General features: G+C 44.0%; 29 protein-coding genes. 5 read left to right on the forward strand and 24 right to left on the reverse strand.

The genetic code is table 11. The features are described 5' to 3' along the window. Nucleotides 1–46: 46 nt before the first annotated feature. Complete coding sequence (locus MHH49_RS29705) at nucleotides 47–856, forward strand: hypothetical protein (protein WP_094902000.1); 810 nt, start codon at nucleotides 47–49, stop codon at nucleotides 854–856. A gap of 17 nt (nucleotides 857–873) precedes the next feature. On the opposite strand, the gene MHH49_RS29710 is transcribed toward MHH49_RS29705, so the two are convergent. The 13 genes from MHH49_RS29710 to MHH49_RS29770 all read right to left on the reverse strand — a co-directional run bounded on the left by MHH49_RS29710 (nucleotide 874) and on the right by MHH49_RS29770 (nucleotide 8,214). Next, entirely contained in the window at nucleotides 874–1,665 is a 792-nt protein-coding gene (locus tag MHH49_RS29710) for a lipid II flippase Amj family protein (RefSeq protein ID WP_036689792.1), read from the reverse strand. 24 nt (nucleotides 1,666–1,689) lie between these two features. Further along, entirely contained in the window at nucleotides 1,690–2,085 is a 396-nt protein-coding gene (locus tag MHH49_RS29715) for a ribosomal maturation YjgA family protein (protein WP_036689831.1), read from the reverse strand. Between the two features lie 273 nt (nucleotides 2,086–2,358). Continuing rightward, nucleotides 2,359–2,946, reverse strand: a complete 588-nt coding sequence (locus MHH49_RS29720; protein ID WP_341138726.1) for a histidine phosphatase family protein — start codon at nucleotides 2,944–2,946, stop codon at nucleotides 2,359–2,361. A gap of 16 nt (nucleotides 2,947–2,962) precedes the next feature. Next, a complete protein-coding gene (locus MHH49_RS29725; protein ID WP_340941284.1) occupies nucleotides 2,963–3,436 on the reverse strand; it encodes an NUDIX domain-containing protein in 474 nt (157 codons plus the stop codon). Between the two features lie 30 nt (nucleotides 3,437–3,466). After that, nucleotides 3,467–3,916, reverse strand: a complete 450-nt coding sequence (locus MHH49_RS29730; protein ID WP_036689788.1) for a DUF4362 domain-containing protein — start codon at nucleotides 3,914–3,916, stop codon at nucleotides 3,467–3,469. 175 nt (nucleotides 3,917–4,091) lie between these two features. Further along, on the reverse strand, nucleotides 4,092–4,232 hold the full coding sequence (locus tag MHH49_RS29735; protein WP_340939934.1) for a hypothetical protein: 141 nt from the start codon (nucleotides 4,230–4,232) through the stop codon (nucleotides 4,092–4,094). A 49-nt stretch (nucleotides 4,233–4,281) separates the two neighbouring features. After that, entirely contained in the window at nucleotides 4,282–4,758 is a 477-nt protein-coding gene (locus MHH49_RS29740; protein WP_340939931.1) for a DUF523 domain-containing protein, read from the reverse strand. Nucleotides 4,759–4,904: 146 nt separating this feature from the next. After that, nucleotides 4,905–5,471, reverse strand: a complete 567-nt coding sequence (locus tag MHH49_RS29745) for a putative ABC transporter permease (RefSeq protein ID WP_036689784.1) — start codon at nucleotides 5,469–5,471, stop codon at nucleotides 4,905–4,907. Between the two features lie 164 nt (nucleotides 5,472–5,635). Next, nucleotides 5,636–5,815, reverse strand: a complete 180-nt coding sequence (locus MHH49_RS29750; protein WP_038570027.1) for a hypothetical protein — start codon at nucleotides 5,813–5,815, stop codon at nucleotides 5,636–5,638. Nucleotides 5,816–5,981: 166 nt separating this feature from the next. Next, nucleotides 5,982–6,161 carry a hypothetical protein gene (locus MHH49_RS29755; protein ID WP_036689781.1) on the reverse strand — a complete coding sequence of 60 codons (180 nt, stop codon included), beginning with the start codon at nucleotides 6,159–6,161 and terminating at the stop codon, nucleotides 5,982–5,984. A gap of 94 nt (nucleotides 6,162–6,255) precedes the next feature. Then, nucleotides 6,256–6,942 carry an LrgB family protein gene (locus MHH49_RS29760; RefSeq protein WP_036689780.1) on the reverse strand — a complete coding sequence of 229 codons (687 nt, stop codon included), beginning with the start codon at nucleotides 6,940–6,942 and terminating at the stop codon, nucleotides 6,256–6,258. Beyond that, nucleotides 6,942–7,352 (reverse strand): CidA/LrgA family holin-like protein, encoded by a 411-nt coding sequence (locus MHH49_RS29765; RefSeq protein ID WP_036689778.1) that lies wholly within the window; start codon nucleotides 7,350–7,352, stop codon nucleotides 6,942–6,944. The genes MHH49_RS29760 and MHH49_RS29765 overlap by 1 nt, the downstream gene beginning before the upstream one ends. A 187-nt stretch (nucleotides 7,353–7,539) precedes the next feature. Beyond that, nucleotides 7,540–8,214 carry an NAD(P)H-dependent oxidoreductase gene (locus MHH49_RS29770; protein WP_036689777.1) on the reverse strand — a complete coding sequence of 225 codons (675 nt, stop codon included), beginning with the start codon at nucleotides 8,212–8,214 and terminating at the stop codon, nucleotides 7,540–7,542. A gap of 150 nt (nucleotides 8,215–8,364) precedes the next feature. Here MHH49_RS29770 and MHH49_RS29775 point away from each other — a divergent pair, with 150 nt between their 5' ends. After that, nucleotides 8,365–8,757: a winged helix-turn-helix transcriptional regulator gene (locus MHH49_RS29775; RefSeq protein ID WP_036689775.1), complete on the forward strand. Its 393-nt coding sequence runs from the start codon at nucleotides 8,365–8,367 to the stop codon at nucleotides 8,755–8,757. 16 nt (nucleotides 8,758–8,773) lie between these two features. Here the strand turns inward: MHH49_RS29775 and MHH49_RS29780 are convergent, their stop codons facing one another. From MHH49_RS29780 to MHH49_RS29825, 10 genes are all read right to left on the reverse strand, one after another. Further along, complete coding sequence (locus MHH49_RS29780) at nucleotides 8,774–9,151, reverse strand: YkvA family protein (protein ID WP_341138727.1); 378 nt, start codon at nucleotides 9,149–9,151, stop codon at nucleotides 8,774–8,776. 110 nt (nucleotides 9,152–9,261) lie between these two features. Beyond that, entirely contained in the window at nucleotides 9,262–9,900 is a 639-nt protein-coding gene (locus tag MHH49_RS29785) for a Vat family streptogramin A O-acetyltransferase (protein ID WP_094902002.1), read from the reverse strand. Between the two features lie 160 nt (nucleotides 9,901–10,060). Beyond that, nucleotides 10,061–11,335, reverse strand: a complete 1,275-nt coding sequence (gene rhaA / locus MHH49_RS29790; protein ID WP_036689772.1) for an L-rhamnose isomerase — start codon at nucleotides 11,333–11,335, stop codon at nucleotides 10,061–10,063. Between the two features lie 86 nt (nucleotides 11,336–11,421). Further along, nucleotides 11,422–12,912 (reverse strand): rhamnulokinase, encoded by a 1,491-nt coding sequence (gene rhaB / locus MHH49_RS29795; RefSeq protein WP_235219594.1) that lies wholly within the window; start codon nucleotides 12,910–12,912, stop codon nucleotides 11,422–11,424. Nucleotides 12,913–12,938: 26 nt separating this feature from the next. Beyond that, nucleotides 12,939–13,667 carry a LutC/YkgG family protein gene (locus MHH49_RS29800; RefSeq protein WP_036689770.1) on the reverse strand — a complete coding sequence of 243 codons (729 nt, stop codon included), beginning with the start codon at nucleotides 13,665–13,667 and terminating at the stop codon, nucleotides 12,939–12,941. Next, nucleotides 13,660–15,213 (reverse strand): LutB/LldF family L-lactate oxidation iron-sulfur protein, encoded by a 1,554-nt coding sequence (locus MHH49_RS29805; protein WP_076100755.1) that lies wholly within the window; start codon nucleotides 15,211–15,213, stop codon nucleotides 13,660–13,662. Before MHH49_RS29805 ends, MHH49_RS29800 begins: the two co-directional genes overlap by 8 nt. After that, a complete protein-coding gene (locus tag MHH49_RS29810; RefSeq protein ID WP_036689769.1) occupies nucleotides 15,210–15,938 on the reverse strand; it encodes a (Fe-S)-binding protein in 729 nt (242 codons plus the stop codon). The genes MHH49_RS29805 and MHH49_RS29810 overlap by 4 nt, the downstream gene beginning before the upstream one ends. 26 nt (nucleotides 15,939–15,964) lie before the next feature. After that, on the reverse strand, nucleotides 15,965–16,723 hold the full coding sequence (locus MHH49_RS29815; RefSeq protein WP_036689767.1) for a DeoR/GlpR family DNA-binding transcription regulator: 759 nt from the start codon (nucleotides 16,721–16,723) through the stop codon (nucleotides 15,965–15,967). Nucleotides 16,724–16,763: 40 nt separating this feature from the next. Further along, nucleotides 16,764–18,833, reverse strand: a complete 2,070-nt coding sequence (locus MHH49_RS29820) for a bifunctional aldolase/short-chain dehydrogenase (RefSeq protein WP_341138728.1) — start codon at nucleotides 18,831–18,833, stop codon at nucleotides 16,764–16,766. A 216-nt stretch (nucleotides 18,834–19,049) separates the two neighbouring features. Next, nucleotides 19,050–19,550: a GNAT family N-acetyltransferase gene (locus MHH49_RS29825; protein ID WP_341138729.1), complete on the reverse strand. Its 501-nt coding sequence runs from the start codon at nucleotides 19,548–19,550 to the stop codon at nucleotides 19,050–19,052. 495 nt (nucleotides 19,551–20,045) lie between these two features. Here MHH49_RS29825 and MHH49_RS29830 point away from each other — a divergent pair, with 495 nt between their 5' ends. Further along, the gene (locus tag MHH49_RS29830; RefSeq protein WP_076100760.1) at nucleotides 20,046–20,954 is read left to right on the forward strand and encodes an alpha/beta fold hydrolase; all 909 of its coding nucleotides are present in this window, start codon (nucleotides 20,046–20,048) and stop codon (nucleotides 20,952–20,954) included. A gap of 137 nt (nucleotides 20,955–21,091) precedes the next feature. Beyond that, nucleotides 21,092–21,850, forward strand: a complete 759-nt coding sequence (locus MHH49_RS29835) for a sugar phosphate isomerase/epimerase family protein (RefSeq protein ID WP_326046807.1) — start codon at nucleotides 21,092–21,094, stop codon at nucleotides 21,848–21,850. 62 nt (nucleotides 21,851–21,912) lie between these two features. On the opposite strand, the gene MHH49_RS29840 is transcribed toward MHH49_RS29835, so the two are convergent. Then, nucleotides 21,913–22,422, reverse strand: coding sequence for a DinB family protein (locus tag MHH49_RS29840; protein WP_076100761.1), 510 nt, complete (start codon nucleotides 22,420–22,422; stop codon nucleotides 21,913–21,915). 142 nt (nucleotides 22,423–22,564) lie between these two features. Here MHH49_RS29840 and MHH49_RS29845 point away from each other — a divergent pair, with 142 nt between their 5' ends. Then, a complete protein-coding gene (locus MHH49_RS29845; RefSeq protein WP_036689759.1) occupies nucleotides 22,565–23,593 on the forward strand; it encodes a glycosyltransferase family 4 protein in 1,029 nt (342 codons plus the stop codon). The last annotated feature ends 107 nt before the right edge of the window (nucleotides 23,594–23,700 follow it).

Below are 23,700 nucleotides of genomic sequence, written 5' to 3' on the forward strand. Positions count from 1 at the left end.
GTGCTTTTTTGCGTATATTAACTAATTCATTAAGGAGCTGAGATGAATGTTTAAACCAAAAGGTACCGCCAGATGTAGAAAGAACATTTTCAGAATTAGGGATTTAAAATGGGTGGCTCAATTAGTGCTGGTAGCAGCTTTCCTAACCTGTAACCTTACACTTGTGTCTGCTGCTACTGGCTGGGATGCCGCGCTGGATGACATTAACAGTCTTCATGGTAATTATACCGCGCTTCAAGCCACCCTCAAGACAGATAACTCAGAAATTCAGAAGTTACGCAAGCAGAATAATGACACTCTGAAATCTATTCGTTCCGTCATACAGTCAACAGATCAAGCACTGTTAAGCCGCTTATCTTCAGAAGCAACCTCAGTTCAGAAGAAACACGCTCCCCTTCTGGAACAATACAGCACACTCGGTAAACAGTTTACCGCAGCCAAGAAAGCTAAAGACTTGAAAAAAGTCACATTGCTGGAACTGAAGCGTAATAAACTAAAGGCTGCTGTAACCCTGGCCCGAGCCGAAATTAAGACAAAGACAACCGCTTTGGCAGCCGCTCGCAAGCAAACCGCTGCTAAGCTTAAACCCGTCAAAGATGCGTTAGCACCCATCACTGCTTTAAAGAAACAAATAACTGCCGAAAGTAAGAATCTCACTGTCACGCAGAAAGTACGCGCGGATGCTGACAAACAATATAAAGCAGCTGTTAAGCAAGGTGATGCAGTTAGAGCCGCTACAGAATTGAAATCATCCTATGAGCAAATGAAACGAATTCATTCCATGCAGCAGAATATTTACAGCTGGGAGCAGAAGATCTCGCTAGCTCTAAGAGCAGCAGAATCTAAACTTCGCTAATGATTAGCCCCACTGGCTCAAATCAGCTTCACTAACATACTAATTAGCTGGGCTGCGGGCACAATCAGGAGCTGAGCAAATATAGTGCCTACAAATCGAGAACCCATCAATACCACATATATTTTTCCTAGCTGATCACGGTATTCTACATTTTCAGTAGCCTTATGGGTAATTAGACCAAGCTGTGGGTCGATAAATATGGTCAGCAGAATAGTCGCCATACCGTTAATCAGTCCGGAAGCTTGAGAAGCAGTCGTGCTATATTGAGGCATTAGATGAGCAGCATACAATGATGATATGACACCTACGGTGTAAAAGGCTGTAACAAAAACATTCATCACAATAAATCGTTTAGGAATCCCCAGGTATCTGAAGTTATATAGATTCACTTTTGGTTTTCTTATGTATTTTCTTGTGTTCTTTAGTTGCCCGATCGTTACACTGGTAAGCAGTTTTGGGATAGAACCCTCAATTTCAAGCTTAGAGATGATTCTCCCAAACAAGCCGACAAAGGTAGGAAAAACAGCAATGGCAATTAATGTTCCTAAGGAAGAAGCCAATAATATAATTCTCAAGTAATTTAGAAGCGGAAAATCAGAATGTATTTTGGCATAATCTACGAATTTAGCCGTCAGTGGAGCTTGGATCATATTTGCAGTTCTTGAGACGAGAACAATAATGCCTGTGAGAGATAAAGCAATGGCTATCTTGTTCAGCTTCACTCCGGCATATCGTACCGAATACGATAAGGTTTCTGCCGTGTGAATAATCATCGTAAGCAAGCATACCACAATCAAACTATTTACCATTTAAAGGTTCCTCTCCAATAAACACTATTTATCATTTCGGTGCACCTTTTGGTGAAAGTATTGATCCAATCCATAACAAAGGGTAATGCCAACCAAATATCTAACGAGGTCGATCCATAGGAATCCTTTTCCGAGAATTAGACCACCCAATACTGTAGATCGGATGCTGTTGATCCACTCCGCTTGATACAGCTGGCTAAATTCTATGCCGAAGCTAAACACCAAACTCCATACAAAGGCGAGCCTTAGCTTTTGATTTACCAGTAGGACCCGAAACATAAAATAAACCATACTGCCCCAAAGCGCATCTCCGAAATGTCTAGATACAAACAAAGGCAGCTGATTCGTGAATACTCTAGAGCTTAACCCCAATACAATAACAACGAGGCAGATACAAGTATAAAAAAGTCTTTCTTTCAAATCATTGATCCTCATTTCCAACCTCTATCCAGCGTCTGACTTAAAAGTGATGCTTGCGATAATACTAATCATTGCGATATAAAACGGATAAATAATCATGGCTCCTATTATGATCAGTCCTGTTACCGGTGCAGGTTTATCTGCAGGTTCTGTGATTGGGAACCACCAAGCCTGAAATTCTGCTGATTCGATAAATATTCAATGGCAGCTCTATTACAATAAACAACATAAAGGCATAAAGTACGCTTAGTGCATTCAGCTTTATAAAATATTTCATCTGTTCAGCACTTCGGAGTCCCACAGCCGCTCCACATGGGTAAGCTCCAATTCTTCAAATTCCAGCTTATAAATATCCGGCTTGGATGTCTGTTCAAAGAACTCATATCCATACTTCTTATCGAAGTAATTCAGGATAATGGTCATGATATTCCCGTGCGTACCTAATGCTATTTTTCCGCCTTTATGCTGTTTAATTAATTGCTTGATAACAGGAATTGCACGCTCCTGTGCTTCCTGAGTACTCTCTCCATCCGGCATTTTATAATGCTTGTCGCTGAACGATGTCCGAATGCCCTGCAGAAAATCATCTTCACCGATTTCAATCTCGACACTTCCGATTGCTCGTTCTCTGAGTTCTTCATACAGTTCAATCTCTTGGTTCGAAGCTTCTGCCAAATACTTAATCGTCTCTACGGCTCGTCTATATGGACTGGAGACAAAATGTGTAATTTTCTCCTCCGCCAAAAGCTCTTTGATTCTATAAGCGTCTGCGTGCCCTTTTTCGGATAATCCCCGTTCCCGCTCATTCCCTAATACAAAAGGTGACACTGCATGTCTAACCATATAAATGTAGGTCTTCATGAGGCACTCCTCTCAGTCACTCAAATATCGTTTCAGTCTTCTCTCGGTCTTTTATAAAAATCTCTCTAGGATATAGAATTGCAATCTCTGGCAGCTCGTTCTCTTTGAAAAATTTAAATTCTTCGATCTCCCCATCTATAGCTCTAAGCGTTCCTCTGATGATAGAGCACTCAAATACAATAACCGTATATTCTACCTGATCGCCATTACTATATTCGTATCTATATTTCGCTCCACCAAAAACACCTAAAATAGACGTAGGATGAACCATCAACCCTGTCTCTTCATATACCTCTCTGCGTAAGGTTCTTCCAGGACGCTCCCCTGGCTCAATCGCTCCCGCAGGCAATCCCCACAAAGATTCTCCTGGCTTGCGGATGAACAGAATCTCATCCTCTTTATTTCTTATTACTGCAGCTACGGAAGGCATCATTAATAATTCTGAGCCCACTTTCCCACGAATTCCTTGATAGTACTCAGACATCGGCATATTGTTCATCCATCCTCTCCGTAAATGGGTTTATAATCTTTCTTTTAAAAAGCTGATCACATTTATTTTCTCACCGTCTGGCTGAACATTACATTGGGATAACTCGACATTAAACCGCTCACCTGTCTCTATTAGTTCAATCGCCTTGCATACATATTCGATCTTCCCAGGACTATTACTCCATGCATCTCTTGTATCATCCTTTACCCAATGAAGCTCTTTACCATTAGAATAGAAATCATGAATTAACCGTCCACTATCCGTGGTTGGCTCAATCAACATCAGGTTATCCCCTTTACCTTCACTAAACCTTTGAACCGTTTCTTTTATCCTGTTTAAATCTTTTTGATCAAAATGTATTAAAATATCATCATGTTTAGACTCATCTGAGCCTGGCTTACCTAGATCGGCCGCCAAAACGCCTACAAGCACAGCAATCATAAACAACTGAACAATGATTATCCATGTTCTAAATTTCATAGTTCCCCCTAATTTCTTTCCTTGGACTTCCCAAAAACCCACTATATGTATATTAGACATCACTATGAAGGAATCCTTTAGATTTCACAATATGCATAGCCAGGGACAAAAAAAGCTTCCGAACTCAAAAAATCCTGAGCTCCGGAAGCAGTTACAATGAGGTGAGACTTAGTGTTTACCTTTTTGTGCCAGCAAGCTGTACGATCATAATGACAAGAACGAGCAAAGCAATGAGCTGATCAATACTCATCTGCGTCCGCCTCCTATCCCAAATGAAGGATGGCTCATCGGACGGCATTTCCTCTCCCAAGGACACTGCTTCGTTCCCCTTATACACACTATGTATCCTGCAACCTATTTATTACTTAAAGAATAACCTGCCCGTCCATACGTGCGAGTTCCTGCTCGACTTCGTCCAGCTGATCTTCGCCAAATACTTTAAACCCATTTTTCCTCAACAGCTCCGTAGTGGTGCCCTCTCCCGGTGCTTTCGTATCTTTAAAGGTTCCATCATAAATATACAGGCTTCCGCATGAAGGACTGTCTTGTTTTAAAATAGCTAATGCAACCTGATGCTCCCTAGCCAGCTTTAGTGTGGCTTGAGCCCCCTTCATAAATGGCTCGGTAACATCCGTGCCTGCCCCCGTCACTACCCGATCTCCTTGCCGCTGTGCGTCAGGACGAGGGGTTGGCAAACCGCCCACTACCTCTGGACAAATATGGACAAAACGCCCTTCCTCATACCACTTTAGGAATCGGGCATCGAGACACGGAACATCGCCATTATCATAACGTACTTTATGCCCTAACAGACATGCGCTCACTAGAATCTTCTCTGTCATCGTTATCGCCACCAGTCCGTCTAGTATTTAATATATTGCTATATTATTTATGACTAGAAACGGATATGCAATATCGAAATGCCTGTCCACGAAATGTTTGTGCTTGATACACAAAAGAAGACTCATTGTATACATATAGAAAACCATTATTTCTGATATTGAGGGGTTTTCTCCATCCGATACCGGCTCCAGCAGGTCCATAATAAATCCGCCATAAAGTAGAACCCCACGATCGGAAGCACGAATTTCCAAATAGGCTGAACACCCGAATATAAAAGCTCCATAAGCGGCTGAATTACATACACACTAGCTACTGAAAGCCCCCACCAATATAGAGAAAAACGCAGGCAAATATGCCCTTGCAGTTGATAAGACATTCCTGAGTAATCCCACCATTGCTTATGGAATACCGTTTTTAACAGCCAGCCGCTTATAAATTCAACAGCAGAAGGAATGATTAGCGCAAGAAATAGGAAAAGCGGAAGTGGCAGCGTCAAATCTCTAGCAATCAATAGCAATAGTGGAGCAAAGCCATACATCGGCTTAAATGGACCTTTTAGAAATCCTTCTTTGCGAAAGCTTCCATTACTGTATAGATTATAGGTCCCTTCCAATACCCAGCCTAAAAAGGAATAGACCATAAAATAAAAAAAGTATTGGCCCACCACAGTAACTGCTATATCTCCACTTAACGAAAATATAGGAATAATCATGACCTAATCCCGCCTCTCGTTGTCATTATTTTCTTAGTTGTCCATCCGGCCCTATTATGTCTTGATCGTTCAGGAAATATGCGCACAAAAAAGACATAACCCATAAGGTTATGCCTTCATTCCAGAATTTCAGGAGTAAAAGTCTCCCACTCGTTACTTTCTAATTATTTATGCTCTTCTTCATGAGGTGTCGTCAGCAACTGATCGTCGTTTTGTTTCTTCAGTGCATCCATCTTAAGCTCACTGCGTACGCCAAAGTTTGAACCGTACTTTTTCTCAAAGTTTCCTGCGAGAGCCTCACCACGTTTTTGCCGGTAACGGCTGTTCTCATTTCGACTACGCATTCCATTTCCTCCCCATTGGCAAAGATCTGTGAAATTTGCGAAAAGCTAAGACGAACTTGGAGAAAACACTCTGATGAGGTTGTACTTTTATTTATTATACAATACTTACGTATATCATCAACAAAAACAGACTGTCCCCTAAAGGACAGCCTGTCTTCCGAATCATTTACTCCAAATTATCGGGAAGCGGATCTGGATGTGAGGATTCAGCAGGTTTGGCTACCCACTCATCTGCCTCTGGCTCGATGTCTACACCGTTCTCCATCTTCTTAATTTCAGCTAATGAATCGCCTTCTTTATTTTCCTTGTTGCGGATTTCCGCTTCATCTTGTGTGTGATCGGACATGTGAAATCCTCCTCAGGTGCTTTGCTTTTTTTGTTCCTTAGTTATAGTTACCCGATGGAGTGTTTTGCAAACATAGTCCAATTAAAAGAATAATTTAAGGGTACATCATCCACGCTACAAGTGGGCCGATACAAGAACCAACTATCGCGCATACAGTCATCGCAACCGAGCTCATCGAAACGGATTGTTCACCATATTCCAAGGCCTTTGCTGTTCCTAGAGCATGAGAAGCGGTTCCTAGACCAATTCCGATTCCAACCTCACTACGAATTCTAAACAGCTTGATGATAAAAGGTCCGCCAATCGCACCAGTAAATCCAGCAATCATAACAAATACGGAGGTTAAAGAAGAGTCCCCACCTAGGCTGTTCGAGATCTGTATCGCTACAGGTGTAGTGATCGATTTAGGTAATAAAGATAAAACATATAATTTAGAGAATCCTAGACCTGCCGCCAAAAGCAGTCCACTAAACATCCCTATAAGCAGTCCCACAATCGCTCCGCCCAGAATCGCCGGGAGATTCTCAATCAACACATTACGTTGTTTATATAATGGGTAGGCTAACGAGACTACAGCAGGACCGAGCAGCTGATTAATCCATTGGCCGCCTATCATATATGTATCATACGGAATATGAAAATATAGCAGTAAAGTTACAACAATCACTGTTGCTGTAAGCGCGGGAATAAGTACAGGAATACGAAATCGTCTATATACTACTGACATCATCAAATAAATAGCTACGTTAAGCAGTACAATACCTGTTGCGATAAAAAACATTATATTTCCTTCCCCTTTTCGCTTAGTCTCTTGCCGCTCCAACCCGCTTTCAGCTTGTTGTTTACACTAGTAAGCCATTGGCTAGAATGTGCAGCTGCGGCAATCGTGAGAACACTGCTAACGATAAGGATTAGGATTAATAGTAAACCTCTACCACTAAAGATATCCATATGATTCACGATCCCAGCTGTCGCTGGAATAAAAAATAACGGAAGATAAGCTAATATCGTTGTTGCACCCTCTTCAATCCACTTCACAGGCACGACCCTGAATAGCAATAGAACAAAAAGTAACAGTAATCCTACGATACTCCCGGACACGGGGAGATGCAGTTGCTTTTGCAGATAGTCCCCAGCCAAGTAGAACAAATATAGCAGGAACACTTGGATAATAATGCGAATGATTTTCATGATGCAGGATCCCTTCATTATTAAGTTAAAGCGATAGCGCTAATATTGAGTCACCTTCATAAGGGTATCAGAGTTTTCATGAAACTTTCAATTACTTTTTGAATCTTATAAGAAATATCGCAAAAAAACCTGCAAAATCCCCAGAATACAGAGACTTTACAGGCTCAAAGATTAAAATTCAATTTCGTTAAACCCACTGAATTACTTGCTCTGCACCTTGACGCGTCTTACCACGTGGTTCATTCAGGCGATATCCGAAAGCTGCCATACAAGAGATTCCAAAATGCTCAGCGTCCATAATACCTTCTTCTGCCAATATCTGCTCAACCTTTGCTTTATCGAAACCTTCTATTGGGCAGGAGTCGATCCCAATTAACGCAGCTGATGTCAGCATATTCCCAAGTGCCAGATAAGTCTGCCGGCAGCTCCATTCGAACATCGCCCGCTCATTCGCCATCAGTCCGAAATCAACCTTCAAGAACTTATCAAAAACTTTACGTTTTCCTTCCATTACTTGCGGAGGCAACTCCTGCACATTCTCCATGATCCCTTTAATATAATCGGAGTCAGCAGCCATATCTTTAGGAAGACGTGAGAGAATAAGCACAAAATGGCTTGCGGTTGCCAATTGCTTTTGTGCTCCCCAGGCATTAGGACGTAATTTCTCACGTACTTCCGGACTTTGCACTACCACAAAACGCCAAGGCTCGAATCCGAATGAACTTGGTGACAATCGTCCAGTTTCCAATATAAATTGAAAGTCCGATTCACTAATTTTTTTATGGCTATCGAATTCTTTAGTTGCATGTCTGAACTGATATGCAGACAGGATTTCATTCTTGTTTAACGATAAAGTATCCATGAGTAACACTCCCTTTACTTGATTAGAATCGACGGGCATTTGACTGTTTGCCGATCACATGCTTAATATTAGTGTATATATCACTTCTTTAAAAGTACGCACAATAATGTTATGTAGTATACAAAATGATACCATGGGAGTTGAACAGCTATGCGTGACCGAAAAGGTGGCTTCGGAAATTTCCCGGAAAGCAATAAAGAAGCTTGCCCTGTAGAATTCACACTGGACGTTATAGGAGGCAAATGGAAAGGAATTCTCATCTATCACTTGATTGATGGCACGAAACGTTTTAACGAATTCCGCCGGATCTGCCCGGGAATTACCCAACGTATGCTGACCCTGCAACTAAGAGAGTTGGAAGAGGATGGGGTTGTACACCGTGAGGTCTACCATCAGGTTCCCCCAAAAGTCGAATACTCTTTAACTGAATTCGGCAAGACACTGATTCCTATTATTAAACTCATGAAAGATTGGGGCGAGGTGTACAAAACAAAACAGCTTTCCGCAGAAAGCTGTCCTGAAAGTACAGATATAACGGTGTAGCTTAATGCTGCACCTTTTATTTTTCCCCATTAAAAAACACTTCCGCCTTTTCCTTATGTTCGTTGGTTACCTGACCGGATATCGCTTTAATGCCTGCTGCGATAATCGCTGCATCATCTGTAAATCCAAGGCCTAGAATCGCATCGGGTATAGCATCTATAGGAGAAATAAAATAAGCCAATGCACCGAAAGCAATTCCTTTCGCCCATAAAGGTGTCTTAGCGTCGACGGCACAATAATACATCGCGATAGCATCTTTAGTAAATGGAATTTTGCCTGCAAACTTTTTAGTTTTCGTCCAAAAATTTTGCGTTACCATTTCCTCATTTTCTTTGCTATATGGAAATTCCTCTGCAGTGAGCTCCATGCTATTCTTGACCTTATCTTTCTTCATTGCCGGTTCCCTCCGAAAGGTTCATATGACGTACATACCTAAAGTATTCCCTCAATTGAGGTTTATATCTTTAAGATAAACTAAAGTCCGTATCCTGAACCTACTTACGATTAATCGATCGCTTTGATTTTCGTTAAATCGCTGCTGCATAACACTTCAAGATTCTTAAAGATTCGCTCTGCATCCCAATCCCACCACTTCAGCGCTTCAAGATATTCGATCATTTCATCATCAAAACGTTGTCTAATCACTTTGCAGGGATTTCCTCCAGCTACACTATACGCCGGGATATCCTTTACAACTGTAGAATTGGCTGCGATAACTGCTCCGTTTCCAATATGCACACCTGGCATAATCGTAACATTTTGTCCAATCCAAACATCGTTTCCGATGACTGTATCACCTTTTAGCGGCAGATCTTTTAAATCCGGGACCGCCTGTTCCCAGCCATGTGCCATGATATTAAACGGATAGGTCGAAACCGAATTCATCCGGTGGTTGGCACCATTCATAACAAATTCAATGCCTTTGGCAATCGCGCAGAATTTTCCAATAACAAGCTTGTCGCCAATAAAATCATAATGATGAGTCACACGTTCCTCAAACTTCTCTGCACCGTTTATATCATCATAATAGGTATAATCGCCAACAATGATATTGTCTCTTGTAATCGCATTTTTTATATAGCAGATACTTTTAATTTGTTCATTGGGATAGAGCGTATTCGGGTTCGGTCCATATTGTTTCATAGTTTACGCCTCGCTCTCTTTTGGATAAAACATAGCAGAGATCAGAGCTGAATTCAAATAATGTACAATTTATAAACAAAAAAAAGCGGCCACCTGCTGGTAACCGCCTATCTATTATCTACTTATATTGTCAAAGCTCGTTCTGCTTCTACTTCTACCTCTATCTTTTCGATAAAACCTCTGCCTCATACTGTTTTACTTCATTTAGCCAGCTTTCCCGGACCGGTACGCCATTCTTCGCACAATAATAATCCCAAATGGCTCCAAACGGATACGATTTAAATTCCTCGACCAAGGCAAGTCTTGAAGTGTAATCTCCATCCAGCTCGATTTGCTTCAATTGCTCGATTGGCTCCAGCATGGCACGAAGCAAAGCTTTTAATGTATTTCGTGTTCCGATCACCCAAGCAGCAAGATGATTGATGCTTCCGTCAAAAAAATCTAACCCAATATGCGTTCTGTCCAGAAACTGGCCACGAACCAGTTCACGGGCAATCTCGAGCAGCTCATCGTCCATAGTTACCACATGATCACTATCCCAGCGTACTGGACGGCTAACATGCAGCAGCAATTGATCCCCAAACAGCAGCCAGGAAGACAGCTTATTCGAAATCGTCTCGGTTGGATGGAAATGCCCAGCATCGAAGCACACCGCCTTGCCCCGGCTTAGCGCATAACCCATATAGAATTCATGTGAGCCAACCACGTAACTTTCCGAACCAATACCAAACAGCTTACTTTCTACAGCATCAATGTTATATTGCTGATCGATTTCCTCGCTGAAGATTTCATCGAGTGACTGCTGAAGCCGTACCCTTGGTGACAAACGGTCGATCGGCGTATCTTTATAACCATCTGGAACCCAAAAATTAGTCACACAAGGCTGACCTAATGCCTGGCCAAAGGACTCGGCGATTCGACGTGAGGCCTTGCAATGAGCGATCCAGAAGTTGCGGATTTCAGGATCTGGGTGGCTCAGTGTGAAGCCATCGTTTGCTTTTTCATGAGAAAAACAGGTAGGATTGAAATCCAATCCGAGTCCCCGCTCTTTGGCCCAGCTCACCCATCGCTCAAAATGCTTAGGCTCTAAAGCATCGAGATCTACAGTCTCTTCTGTATCCGCATAAATAGCATGTAAATTTATTTTATGTTGGCCTGGGATGAGTGCAAGGGCCTGTTCCAAATCACGGCGCAGCTCCTCCGGATTCCCGGCCCTCCCCGGGTAACTTCCAGTGACTGCGATCCCGCCGCTCAGTTCTTTTTCCTTATTCAAAAATCCCTTCACATCATCACCTTGCCAACAATGCAAAGAAATCTTAATTTCCGCTAGCTGCTGCAACACCTTATCTACGTCGATCCCATGCTGTGCGTAAAGCTTTTTCGCTTCATTGTAGCTGTTCTGAATGCTCTGTAAGCTCTCTTTACTCTGCTCCATGATTGAGCCTCCTGATTTTTAGCTTAGTGTGTTTTAGGTGAGGCACTTTTGCCTCTCTTTGGCTCGCGTGCCTCTTAACTTAGCTACTAATTAACGGCCTGCAGCCGGGCGAACTGTGCCAAAGCCGCCTTTTTGGTCGTGGGGTCCATCCCCTTCGGTATATAAGATGTAACTTGGAATGAACGACTTATAATTTCTCTCGCCTCTTGAAGATCATTTACAGCACCCGTGCTGATCATCTGCACCACCAGATTGCCTAAAGCCGTAGATTCCGTTGGTCCGGCGTGAATTTCCATCTCCAGCAGATCTGCCGTAATCTGGCACAACAGACCGTTATTCGCACCTCCGCCAACGATATGCAGCCTCTCTAAGTTGTCACCCGTCAATTGCTGGAGATCCTGAATGTAGAAATAATAAGATAAAGCAAGACTATCAAATACACATCGAGCCATTTCCCCAGGCGTTTGAGGAACCAACTGTCCTGCTTCCACACAATAGCTGCGGATCTCGTCAATCATGCTCTGTGGATTCATGAATCGTTCATCATTGCAATAAATGATCGATCTAAAAGGGATTTCTTGTGCTGCCAGCTCTACCAGCTCACCGAAGCTGTATTGTCCGCCGTACTCCTCACGAACCTTTTGAATCAACCACATGCCCATAATATTCTTAAGAAACCGGAATGAGCCGTAGGCTCCCCATTCATTCGTATAGTTGCGTAACATTGCCTCTGGACTTGTGATGGCTGAACCCCGTTCCACCCCGATGAGTGACCAAGTACCACTACTGAGAAATCCCCATTTCTCGCTGTTTGCCGGAACCCCTAATACAGCTGATGCTGTATCATGAGAGGCTACTGCTATGAACTCGCAATCTGGAAGATCACCGCGAGCCGCCAAGTCCTCCGTCAACCTCCCAACGGGTTCCCCAGGTTCTGTTAAGGGAGGGAATTGCTCTTTTGAAAGACCAAGCACCGACAGAAGATCCTCATCGTAATCACGAGTGTGAAGATTCAGCATCCCAGAGGTGGAACCTATCGTCACTTCACTAATCTTGCGACCCGTAAGCCGATAATAAAGATAATCAGGGACCAGCAGGATGGAATGTGCTGCTTCCAGCTCCGCCTGATCATGCACAAACAGCTGATACAACGTATTTATCGGGAGATATTGTATCCCCACTTTTTCGTAAACGCTTTCAGTTGAGATGTTACGATGCAGCCTCTCTATCGCTCCATCCGTTCGGGAGTCACGATAAGAAAAAACCTCATGGATCCGCGCCCCCTCCTGATCGAGAAGTACATAATCGACACCCCAAGTATCGATGCCCACGGTGCAGCGCTCGATCCCTCTAGCCTTGGCCTGCTGTAAGCCCTTGACGATTTCAGCAACTAAATAATCTATATTCCAATATAGATTACCATTTTGTTCAGCGAATCCATTACTGAAGCGATGAATTTCTTCTATAGACAGGGTTCCTCCCGGCTGCTGCAAGGTTCCACAGACCACTCTCCCACTAGAGGCTCCGATATCAACAGCAATATGATTCTGAATTTGATTATGAGCTTGTGTATTCATCCCTATACAACACTCCTTATCTCCTATCAGCCTACTAGCAAAGCGAATACGATTCCTGGACCATGCACGCCTATCGTCAGATCATTCTCAATATCCGCTGAACGGCTAGGTCCGGAGATAAAATGGATGCCCGCCGGAAGCCCCGATGGCCCAGCTTCATCAAAATCAATAAGCACCTCACCGAGACGAGTCTTCAGCCGCTCCAATGGAACGATGGCAATTAATGCGGTAGGCAATAAGCTGACTGAACGGCCTTTATCCTCAGAGGAAAGCACAGTAATGGAGCCTGTATAGGCAACTGCATAATCCGCAATCACAATTCCAATATCAGCCTCGGCCGCCCTAGCTTTCCATGCCTCCTGATCATCTGTATTCCAGACAGTGACCCGTGTATCTGTGAGTTCCTCCTCTAGTCGAAGTACTGCTAGCTCGGTGACATTTTGCCGGAGAATATACCGTGCGAGCATCTCATTGACTTTGCTGACGATGAAAGCCTTGGCTTCATCCATATCCTGCACACGAAATACATGACCACCGGCGCTTTGAAAATTCGCCGTAAATTGTTCAATCCTTTCCTCCGGACTCCACTGGAATTGCTGCCAGTACTGCGGTGCGCCGCGAAAAGGATGTGCAGGAGCTTCAGTAATTCTCGGCCGCTTCAGGCGGCGAGCGATATCATTCATGAATGCCTGCTGCTGTTCACGTGAATCCTGCTCCATACGTTCCAACCAGTTACTGTGCGTCTCTTCAGTCATGCCCGGCCCCTCCTTCCAGCTCTTCCCGCTTCCGCTTCGCTAGTAAATCTTCCATTCGCTTCTGTATCACAGGGTCCATTTCGCGACTGTTCTTATCTAGCTCCTGTTGCAGCCCCTTCCAGCTCTCACGGAAGGATTGATCTGCCAGCTTCGGGGCGATCCGATAATTGTTCCAGCCTTTCAGCGGCCCCAGTTTCGACGGAATTCCTCCGTCTCGCACGAGCAGCTTTTGCCCGATTCTACCTACCTTCATCATATTACTAAATCGCTGTGACTTCGCCATAATCGCCCCAAAACCCTTCATGCCGAGACCTTCTGCCTTATCCCCATAACCACGTTCTACCTTCCGCCGCCGTAAATAGATGAGCATATCATGCAGAGGGATTTTGACCGGACAGGCTTCATAACATGCTCCGCACAGGCTAGAGGCTGAGGCGATGTCATCCCATTGATCTACATTTTTATTCAGCGCCGGGGTCAACACCGCTCCTATAGGTCCGCTATACGTTCCTCCATATGCATGACCGCCAATATGACGGTAGACAGGACAAGCATTCAGACAAGCTCCACAGCGGATGCAGTTCAGCAGCTCCTGAAACTCAGGATCGCCTAGCTGCTCAGATCGACCATTATCAAGAATAATAATATGCTGCTCTTCCGGCCCATCACCGTCATTATCCCTGCGGGGACCAGAAATACCCGACATATATACCGTTAACTTCTGCCCTGTTGCCGAACGAGGCAATAATGTAGCCATCACTTCAAGATCACTCCACGAAGGAATAATCCGCTCCATCCCCATCAGGGTAATTTGCGTTTTCGGTAAAGTGGTGACCATACGAGCGTTTCCTTCATTCTCGAACAGCACCATCGAACCCGTCTCTGCAATAGCAAAGTTACAGCCAGTCATTCCGATATCCGCATCAAGGAACTTCTCTCTCAGCTTACGCCTTACAAATCCAGCAAGGATAGTAGTTTCGGGCAAAATCTCCTCTCCTGCCTCTTTGGACAACAGCTCGGCAATCTGGTAGCGGTTCTTATGAATCGCCGGAATAATGATATGTGACGGGGTTTCCCCGGCAAGCTGGATAATATACTCCCCCAGATCCGTCTCTATGGTCTCCACACCAATGGATTCCAGCGCCTTATTTAAATGCAGCTCCTCTGTAACCATTGATTTGGATTTGACCACAGAAGCTGCCTGTTTTCGCTGCGCGATTTCAAGGGCAATCTTCACAGCCTCTTCACCCGTTGCTGCAAAATGAATATGTGTGCCGTTTGCTCTTGCCTTGTCTGCAAAAAGATTCAGATAGTAATCAAGATGGGCGATCGTGTGTAGACGGATTTGCCGCCCACGTTCACGCCACTCTTCCCAGTGGCCATGATCGTTAGCTGCTTTTTGTTTTCCATCACGCAGTCTCTCCGTGGTAAAACGAACAGCCTTGCGTAAAAAGTCATTATTCAGCGCCAAGTCTGCACGTTCTTTTACTGTAGCTGGCTTTCCATTCTCTGAACCCGCCTTGGGATTGGTGGTAGCTTGGCTCATTTATCAGTCACCCCCTCATACAGCAGTTCTGCTAAATGCATAACTCGAACGGGTTCGCGGCGGTAACGCAGATTCCCGGCAATATTCATCAGACAACCCATATCCAGACCCGTTAGGATTTCTGCTTCCGTCTCCAGCACATGATCTGATTTCTCAGTGACCATCGCCCCGGAGATATCAGACATTTTCACGGCAAAGGTTCCACCGAACCCACAGCAGTCCTCAGCAAAAGGCAGTGGCACCAGCTCCATCGCCTTCACATTTTGCATAAGCTGCATAGGTTCGTCACGAATCCCTAGAATCCTTGTGCCATGACAGGAAGGATGATAGGTAACCTTATGCGGAAAGACTGCTCCTAGATCAGTTACGCCAAGTACCTGCACCATAAACTGGCTAAATTCATAGGATTTGCGTTGCAAATTCTGCGCCTTGACCAGATTAACCGGATCATCCTGAAACAGCTTAGGGTAATGATGAAGCATCCCCGTACAGGATCCGGAAGGTGCAATGACAAAATCACTGTCATCAAAAGCCTGTAGAATCGTAAGTGCAGCTTGCCGCGCTTCATTCCAATATCCACTGTTGTACGCAGGCTGTCCGCAGCAAGTCTGCACCTCCGGGAACTCCAGCTGTACGCCATACCTGGCTAGCAGACGAGCCATGGCTTCCCCGACCTTCGGGAACACGGCATCGCTGACGCAAGTTATAAACATCGATACCTTCATGCCTTCACCTCCTGCACAACTATTTACTACACTGTCGTTATTGCGATGTTCAGCTTCTGCAACTGCTTCATTTGTTCTTCAACAGGGCTGTAATCCGTTATTAGGACATCCACATCACTAGGTGCCGCAAAATGTGTGAACGCTTGTATTCCAAATTTACTGGAATCACATAATAAGATCACTTGCTCCGCTATAGAAATCATCTTTCGTTTCACCATAGCTTGCAGCTCATTTGATTCACTAGCGCCACGTTCGAGATGAAATCCTTTGCAGGAAAAAAACATCTTATCCACGTGATACAATTCAAGCGAACGTTCTGCTAAATGACCAACATAGGACATTGATCTGCGGCTCAGCTGTCCGCCTGTAGAAAAGACCTCGATCCGCTCCTTCCCGCTTAACTCTGCTGCCACTCTAGTAGAATTGGTCAACACAGTAAGCGGCATATCCGGCAAATGCGAAGCCATATACCAAGCCGTTGTACTGGCATCCAGCAGAATTCGATCGCCCGGCTTAATCATCATTACCGCCTCACGGGCAATCCGCTGTTTCTCCGCTGCATTCATGATTTCTCGTTCGGCATAAGGGGTCTCCGGTTGCCGGTCACGCAGGCTAACTGCTCCGCCATGCGAACGCAGCAACCGCCCCGCTTTTTCCAATCGATCCAGATCGCGGCGAATGGTTTCTTCCGTCACTTGGCATAATGTACTCAATTCTGAGACACGGATGCTGCCGCGTTCATTCACTAGTTCTACGATTCGTTCATATCTGTCTGCAATCAGCATGATTTTCCTCCGTTATCCCTATCTATATTCAAGCTACCTCTTATCTAGTAAAAGCTGCTGGCACTCCACCGTCGATTGTCAGCATACAACCCGTAGTTTTCTCTGACTTGGAAGAAGCAAAAAAAGCAACGCCTTCGGCAATATCACGCGGATAAATATTAACTAGCAGCGTCGTGCGTTTACGGTAATGCTCCTCTAATTGATCCGGCTCAATCCCGTAAGCAGCCGCCCGTTCATTACGCCAGTTCGAATTCCAGATGGCTGATCCCTGTAAAATTGCATCGGGCAGAATCGTATTGGCACGGATGCCAAACTCTCCGCCTTCAGCTGCTATACAGCGGGCCAGATGGGCTTCGAGCGCCTTGGCAGAACTGTAAGCCGAAACGCTTTTTCCTGCAAAAATAGAATTTTTGGAGCCGATGAACACCATGCTGCCACCGATTTTTTGCTCCTTCATCACTTTAAAAGCTTCGCGTGCAACGAGGAAATATCCTGTGCCCAGTACAGAAATATTCAAGTTCCACTCTTTTAATGAAGTCTCATCAAACGGACTGGAGGTTGCAAGCCCAGCATTATTAACGATAATGTCGACCCCGCCATAAAAAAGTGCTGTCTCCGCATATGCTGCGGTTACTTGCTCTTCCTGAGTTACGTCCATTTTAACGGCGAATGCACGATTTTCACCATACTTAGCGTTAATCTCTTCCGCTACTTTTTGTGCACCTTCCAGATTGAGGTCTGCCAATACAACATGCGCTCCTTCTGATACTAAACGACGAGCCGTCTCACTCCCAATTCCTCCGGCACCACCTGTAATAAAGGCAACTTTACGGGAGAACTCCGCTTCTGCCGGAGCCAGTGATAATTTATATAATTCCAAGGGCCAATATTCCACATTGTACGATTCATTCTCACTAAGAGAGACGAAATCTCCCAGTGCAGTAGCTCCGCGCATAACAGCAATCGCCCGGTGATACAAGGCTCCGCTGATCTTAGAATTGCTCCAGCTTTTACCTGTGTTGATCATGCCCACGCCAGGAATCAGGATCACACGTGGTGCAGCCTCGAACATTACATCGCCCTCATGTTTATTACGGTCGAAGTATGCTTTGTACTGCTCCTTATAAGCGCTAATCGCTTCGCTCAGCTTCGCCTTCAAGCCATTGATATCATTGGTGTTTGGCTCCCACGCAACAAAAAGCGGCTTCATTTTGGTATGTACCAAATGATCCGGACAAGCTGCGCCTACATCAGATAACTTCTCCGAGTCAGCCCCTCCTACGAAACGCAGCACATCCTCCGCATCGTCGAAGGTCAAAATCATTTTACGCTCATCGCTGACTGCGCCTCTGATCAGTGGCATCACTGCGGCCGCTACAGCCCGTCGCTCTGCTTCTGGAAGTGCTTCTGATTTGCGGCCGCCAAATAGGTTCTGATCTTCAAATCTTTCTTCAATATAACTTTCCGCTTCGTTAATTATGGAGATTGTTTTGGCATAACAAGATTCAGGTGTATCCCCCCAAGTCACAAGACCGTGTTTCTCCATCAGCACTAATTCAGCTTTCGGGTTTGCGAGCACACCTTCGGCAATCATTTTGGATAAAGTAAAGCCTGGACGGATGTAAGGCACCCATACGAAACGATCCCCATAAATCTCACGGGCAATTTCCTTACCGTTATGCGCACAGCATAAGCTGATAATGGCATCTGGATGCGTATGATCCACATGTTTGAAAGGTAAAAACGCATGCAGCAACGTCTCGATGGAAGCACGAGGATGTTTAGGGTCAATCATACAATTTGCGAGATAAGCTACCATCTCTTCATCTGGCATTTCATCACGTTCAAATAACGGGGCAATATCCTGAAGCCTTAGTCCGGTAAAATTGCCTGCTTTCATTGTAGCAAGGTCAGAACCACTGCCCTTCACCCACATTACTTCTACCTCACGCCCGCGAAAATCCAATTCTATCGTTTTGCTGGAGGTATTCCCTCCGCCAAAGTTACAGACTCTGCGATCTTCGCCCAGCAGATTAGAGCGGAACACTAATGCATCCAATCCCCCGTTTAATTTCGTTTCCCGAGATGAATCCCATAAGTTTTGTACCATTTGTGAATACCTCCGTTTTTGAATGTTTGTTTTTTTGTTTATTTTTGTTTGTTTTGATTTTAAACTATTTGTTTGTGTTTGAATAGAGCGCTTTCAACCAAAATTTAAATTATTTTCACATTTTAGACGAATCTACATTGGATGAACTACAATAACCTCGTGAATAACAAAAAAGAGCTGCCTCTTGGCAACTCCTCCACTATTTTTCAAACCAGCTTAAAGGGTGATCCAGTAGTTACATTTTTCATCCTTAATGCCATGTAGTTTTCCTTTGTTCGCTTCAATAACCTTTCTCGAAGATATATTGTCCGGCTCACAAGTCAGCATGACCTTATCAATCCCCATGTCCGCAGCTTTTTTTAACAGCTCTGCCAAAAAAATCGTACCATAACCTTTTCCTCTCTCACTGGGTCTGATACTATAGCCAATGTGTCCACCTGACTTCCTCAATTGATCATTTAAGGAATGTCTTAATTTTCCGACACCAACGGGATAGGAGTCAATCAGTAGCCAGTAGTTGGTCTGTGCTACATACTGTGGTGGAAGATTATCACCTTGTGAAAGTGCTATCCTCTCCCGGATGAAATCAGGAAATTGACTGAAAGCCAGATCAAATCCATTGTTGACGAATCCATTTTCCCCCGGACCTATCTCCACAATCATCTCAAAAATATCGCGTCCATCTGAAATGCTAGCTTCCTTTAGCTCAACAAGCATAATAATCCCCCCCTAGAACGTTATTAATAACTTCCCTATCAAAAATTTACCGCAAACAAGACCGGCATGCATTATTTAATTGCACAATCTACAACTAAAATGTACTTCAATGCTCACGCCTAATGTATTAAGTGTACTTTGTGCAATTAAATTCGCCCAATTTAGCTAAATCAGCTAATTACGAGAGATATAGTTGTACAAAGTACATCTATATCACCGAAGTGAGAGTAAAGTAGCAATTTAGTTGTACCAAATACACTTATCTGGCTCCTTGTGACTACTAGGTGATCAAGCAACAGGTATCTAAACTAATCTATCTAATCTATCTAATCTAATCTAATCTAATCTAATCACCATCTACTCGCCCTCTAATCACCTTCTGCTCCCCCTCTTTTCACAGGAATGTTTCTATTTCTCGCCCCTCCTTCCGCACTCTCGTAGTATACTTATTGGAAAAAGATACAGATGTTGTATTTTTCACTAAGGAGGTTTGTGATGGTAAATAGCTTTAAGAATGCCAAGGCGAAAGAACAAGTGTGGCAGTCCTACCAACAGCTAGTTGATCAGTGGCCTATTCCTCTTGAAGAACTCGATCTCCCAACCACATATGGGCTGACGCATTGTATCCTTACCGGGCAAAAGAGTAATCCCCCCTTATTTCTATTTCATGGCGTTGGTGATAACTCGGCGGTCATGTGGCTCCTTAACATCGAGGAATTATCGCGGCATTTTTACTGCATCGCTATTGATACTCTGGGCGGACCCGGAAAAAGCATTCCTAATGCGTACTTTAATAAACAAAAGTTTGAGCAGGTGGAATGGATTAATGAAATAGCCAAACATCTGAGCATAGACGTCTTTAATATTGCAGGGGTGTCAAATGGCGCCTATATTGCTTTTAATTATGCGACCAAGCAACCGGACAAAGTGAACCGTGTGATTTGTTTGGAAGGCGGAATGGTCACCACACCAATCAAAGCCATGCTGCAAACGCTAATGATGATGTTCCCAGAGATTCTGGTTCCCACGGATCGCAATTTACTGAAAGTGCTGAAGAAGTTAAGTGCGCCTGACTCCCCTTTATTTGACAATCACCCAGAAGTAGCTGCTCATCTAATCCTTTTAATGCGCACTCATAATCAACAAGCTATGTTTGTTCATAAGCTTCAAAAATACGATAGAAACGCCGCAGTTGCCGTCAGAGATAAGCTCTATTTTTTAGTAGGAGAACACGCATTAAAACAATCAAAGGATTTCATAGATATTTTAGAGGACGGAAAGTTTCATTACCAAGTCATCCCCCGTGCGGGACACGGCATTAATCATGAGCAACCGGATAGAGTCAACACTGAAATCATCAATTTCCTGACCGGCGATAATGATAAATCACTTGCATCCTTATGAAAGCGTTACTATTATGAAGGTTATTACTCATACTTACTCTATTAAAGGAGAGGTTACCCATCAGATACGGAACTCTAGCCCACACATTTGGCTGCCTGCCGCTCAAGTCGTTAACTGCAACCCTTCAGAATTATGATATCGATTTTGTTCAGCTTGCATTATCCAAAGCCATTCAGGACATCGACACTTCTACCGGTAAACTAAGTCCAGGTCTTGCCAGCTATATTGGCGAACAATTTGATAAAGCAGGAATACGTATCGGTGTTTTGGGCTGTTACATCAACCCTGTTCATCCGGATCCTGTCATCCGGAGAGCTGAGATCAATCGTTTTAAAGAGCATCTTCGTTATGCCCGCCAATTCGGCGCACCTATGGTGGCAACAGAGACCGGTGCGCTGACTACTTTTCAAGCACAAGATCCGGTCCATTACGAAGCTATCGGCTGGGATACGTTAAGGGCAACTATAGAAGAACTTGCAGAGGAAGCTGAAAAATGGGGCGTTTTTCTAGGACTAGAGGGGGTCTGCACACATACACTTTCTACACCAGACAAGATGCGCCGCATCTTAGATGAAGTCCCATCAAGCTGTATAGGTGTTGTATTGGACCCTTGTAATTTTATTGGCACGGCTGCGCATTTGCAGGATCAAATTGTCGATGATTCCTTCAGATTATTCGGCGACCGTATCATTCTGGCGCATTTAAAAGATATCTATCAAGATGGTGAAAAAGCATACCACGGAAAAGCAGGCAGCGGATTATTCCATACCGAAGCTTTCCTGCGCAAACTCCAAGAATATAAGCCAATGATCGATGTGTCATTAGAAGATATCAAGGATCTGGAGGTTAATGATACCGTTGCTTTACTGAAGAAGCTTGCTCCTATAACACAATAAAAACCCACTTCTGAGGATAGGTGTTAGCAGCAGCTGCGCATCTATCCCAGCTTTATCTATGCTCAAAAATAGTGTTTCCAGTTATTGAGCAGATGATCATCCTCTGCCTGCAGCAATTTGGAGGCATATACGATTTGACCTGTATGATAGGAATAATGTTCTACCGCTCCGATCATAATCTTTTGAATACTCCAAGTATAATTCTCCATTCCAGCCCCCTCAGGGAAACTAATGGTGACCTCCCGTTCTAGATCAGCCTTCGTCAAATTGCCCACCACCGCACGGCTTTCTTCCCTGACCTTCAGCATATACTGCAATAATTCCTGTGATGAATAACCGCCTCTGGTCAAAAATTCATTAGGTCTATCTCTTTCTATTGGCTTATTGCCGATTCCGCTGACCAGATGCTGATATTCGCTGCCCGCAATATGCAGGCATAGGTTACCAATGGCATTCATTTTTGACTTTGGACGAAACCATATCTCTTCGATCGATAGCTTATTTACAGCTTGCTCCACATACCCCAAGGATTGATCGAGCCTTCTCATACATTCGATAATGATTTCACTCATACTAATCCCTCTTCCTTCTGCTTTTGTTTGTAAACTTGTTAAATGGTACTTTTCTATAGGAGCTGAATAAAATAAGAAACATAACGATTGAATCATATTGTTTCACTATTACAGCTCTAACTTGGAAGGGACGGGATTATCAATGAGATTCACATTCCCTATTCTGACCTTATCTCATGGCGGAGCACAACGTATGCTGGTAGAGCTCACCAATGGGCTGACAGATTTGGGCCATCAGGTCAACCTCCTCTTGCCTGTGGATGGCGCTATTTCTTATGATGTGCGCGCAAACGTAATCCGCTCCTCACATATGAATATTCACGAGCATGACTTTCCTCCCGGAGACGTCATAGTTTCTAATTATTATACAACTGTCCCCATCGCCCAAGCAGCAAGCAAACAAGGAAAAGGGGTTCATGTACGTTTATCTTTATGTTATGAGCCTCCTTTTTTACCGGATAACGGACGCTCCTTCCCCTCCTATCACATCACTGAGCATCTAATCGTTTTATCACGTTGGCAGCAGGAGCTGATCTTTTTAAATCATGGCATCACCGGCAGTATCGTGCCCATTGGCATTAGCTCCTCTTTTAAAAATATGAATATCCGTCACAGTCTTCAAGAGCCTTTAAACATAACAGCTATATTAAGAAAAACAGAACGCGGTTTCTCCTGGCACCGCGAGCAAGATTACCTTATAGAACAGCTGGATTACGTAAAAAGCCAATATCCCGATGTAAATATTAACTTCATCAGTCCGCCTGACGAGTTCAACACCTCAGAAATTCTCCAAAGAATGAAAGCTACTGGCAAATATCGGTTCTTTACGCCAGCAAATGATGAGGAGCTCTGCTATCACTATAACGGTGCGGATATTTTTGTTAGCTCAAGTATTTTTGATACAGGTTCTTTACCGGGACTTGAGGCCATGCGTTGTGGAGCAGCGTTAGTCTGTGTATATTCGGGTGGGAATATGGAATACGCCCATCACAAGAAAAACTGTTTGCTCTCTTATCGATATGAGAACCGGCTCGGTGAAGATGTCATCCGCTTAATACGTGATCCCAACTTAAGAACTAAATTAGCGGAGCAGGGGGAAAGATATTCGCGCAAATGGACTTGGGAAAATAGTGTCAGATTATTTGAACAAGCGATCACAGATTTATTATAAAAATATAAAAAAGCAAGTCTCCAATGGCTGAGATTTGCTTTTTTATTGATCCAAAAGAATCATTGACTAGAGAAATAATACAAGATATTATGTAAGCGTTATCAATT

This window comes from Paenibacillus sp. FSL F4-0122 (genome assembly GCF_038002845.1).
Classification (GTDB): Bacteria; Bacillota; Bacilli; order Paenibacillales; family Paenibacillaceae; genus Paenibacillus_AQ; species Paenibacillus_AQ odorifer.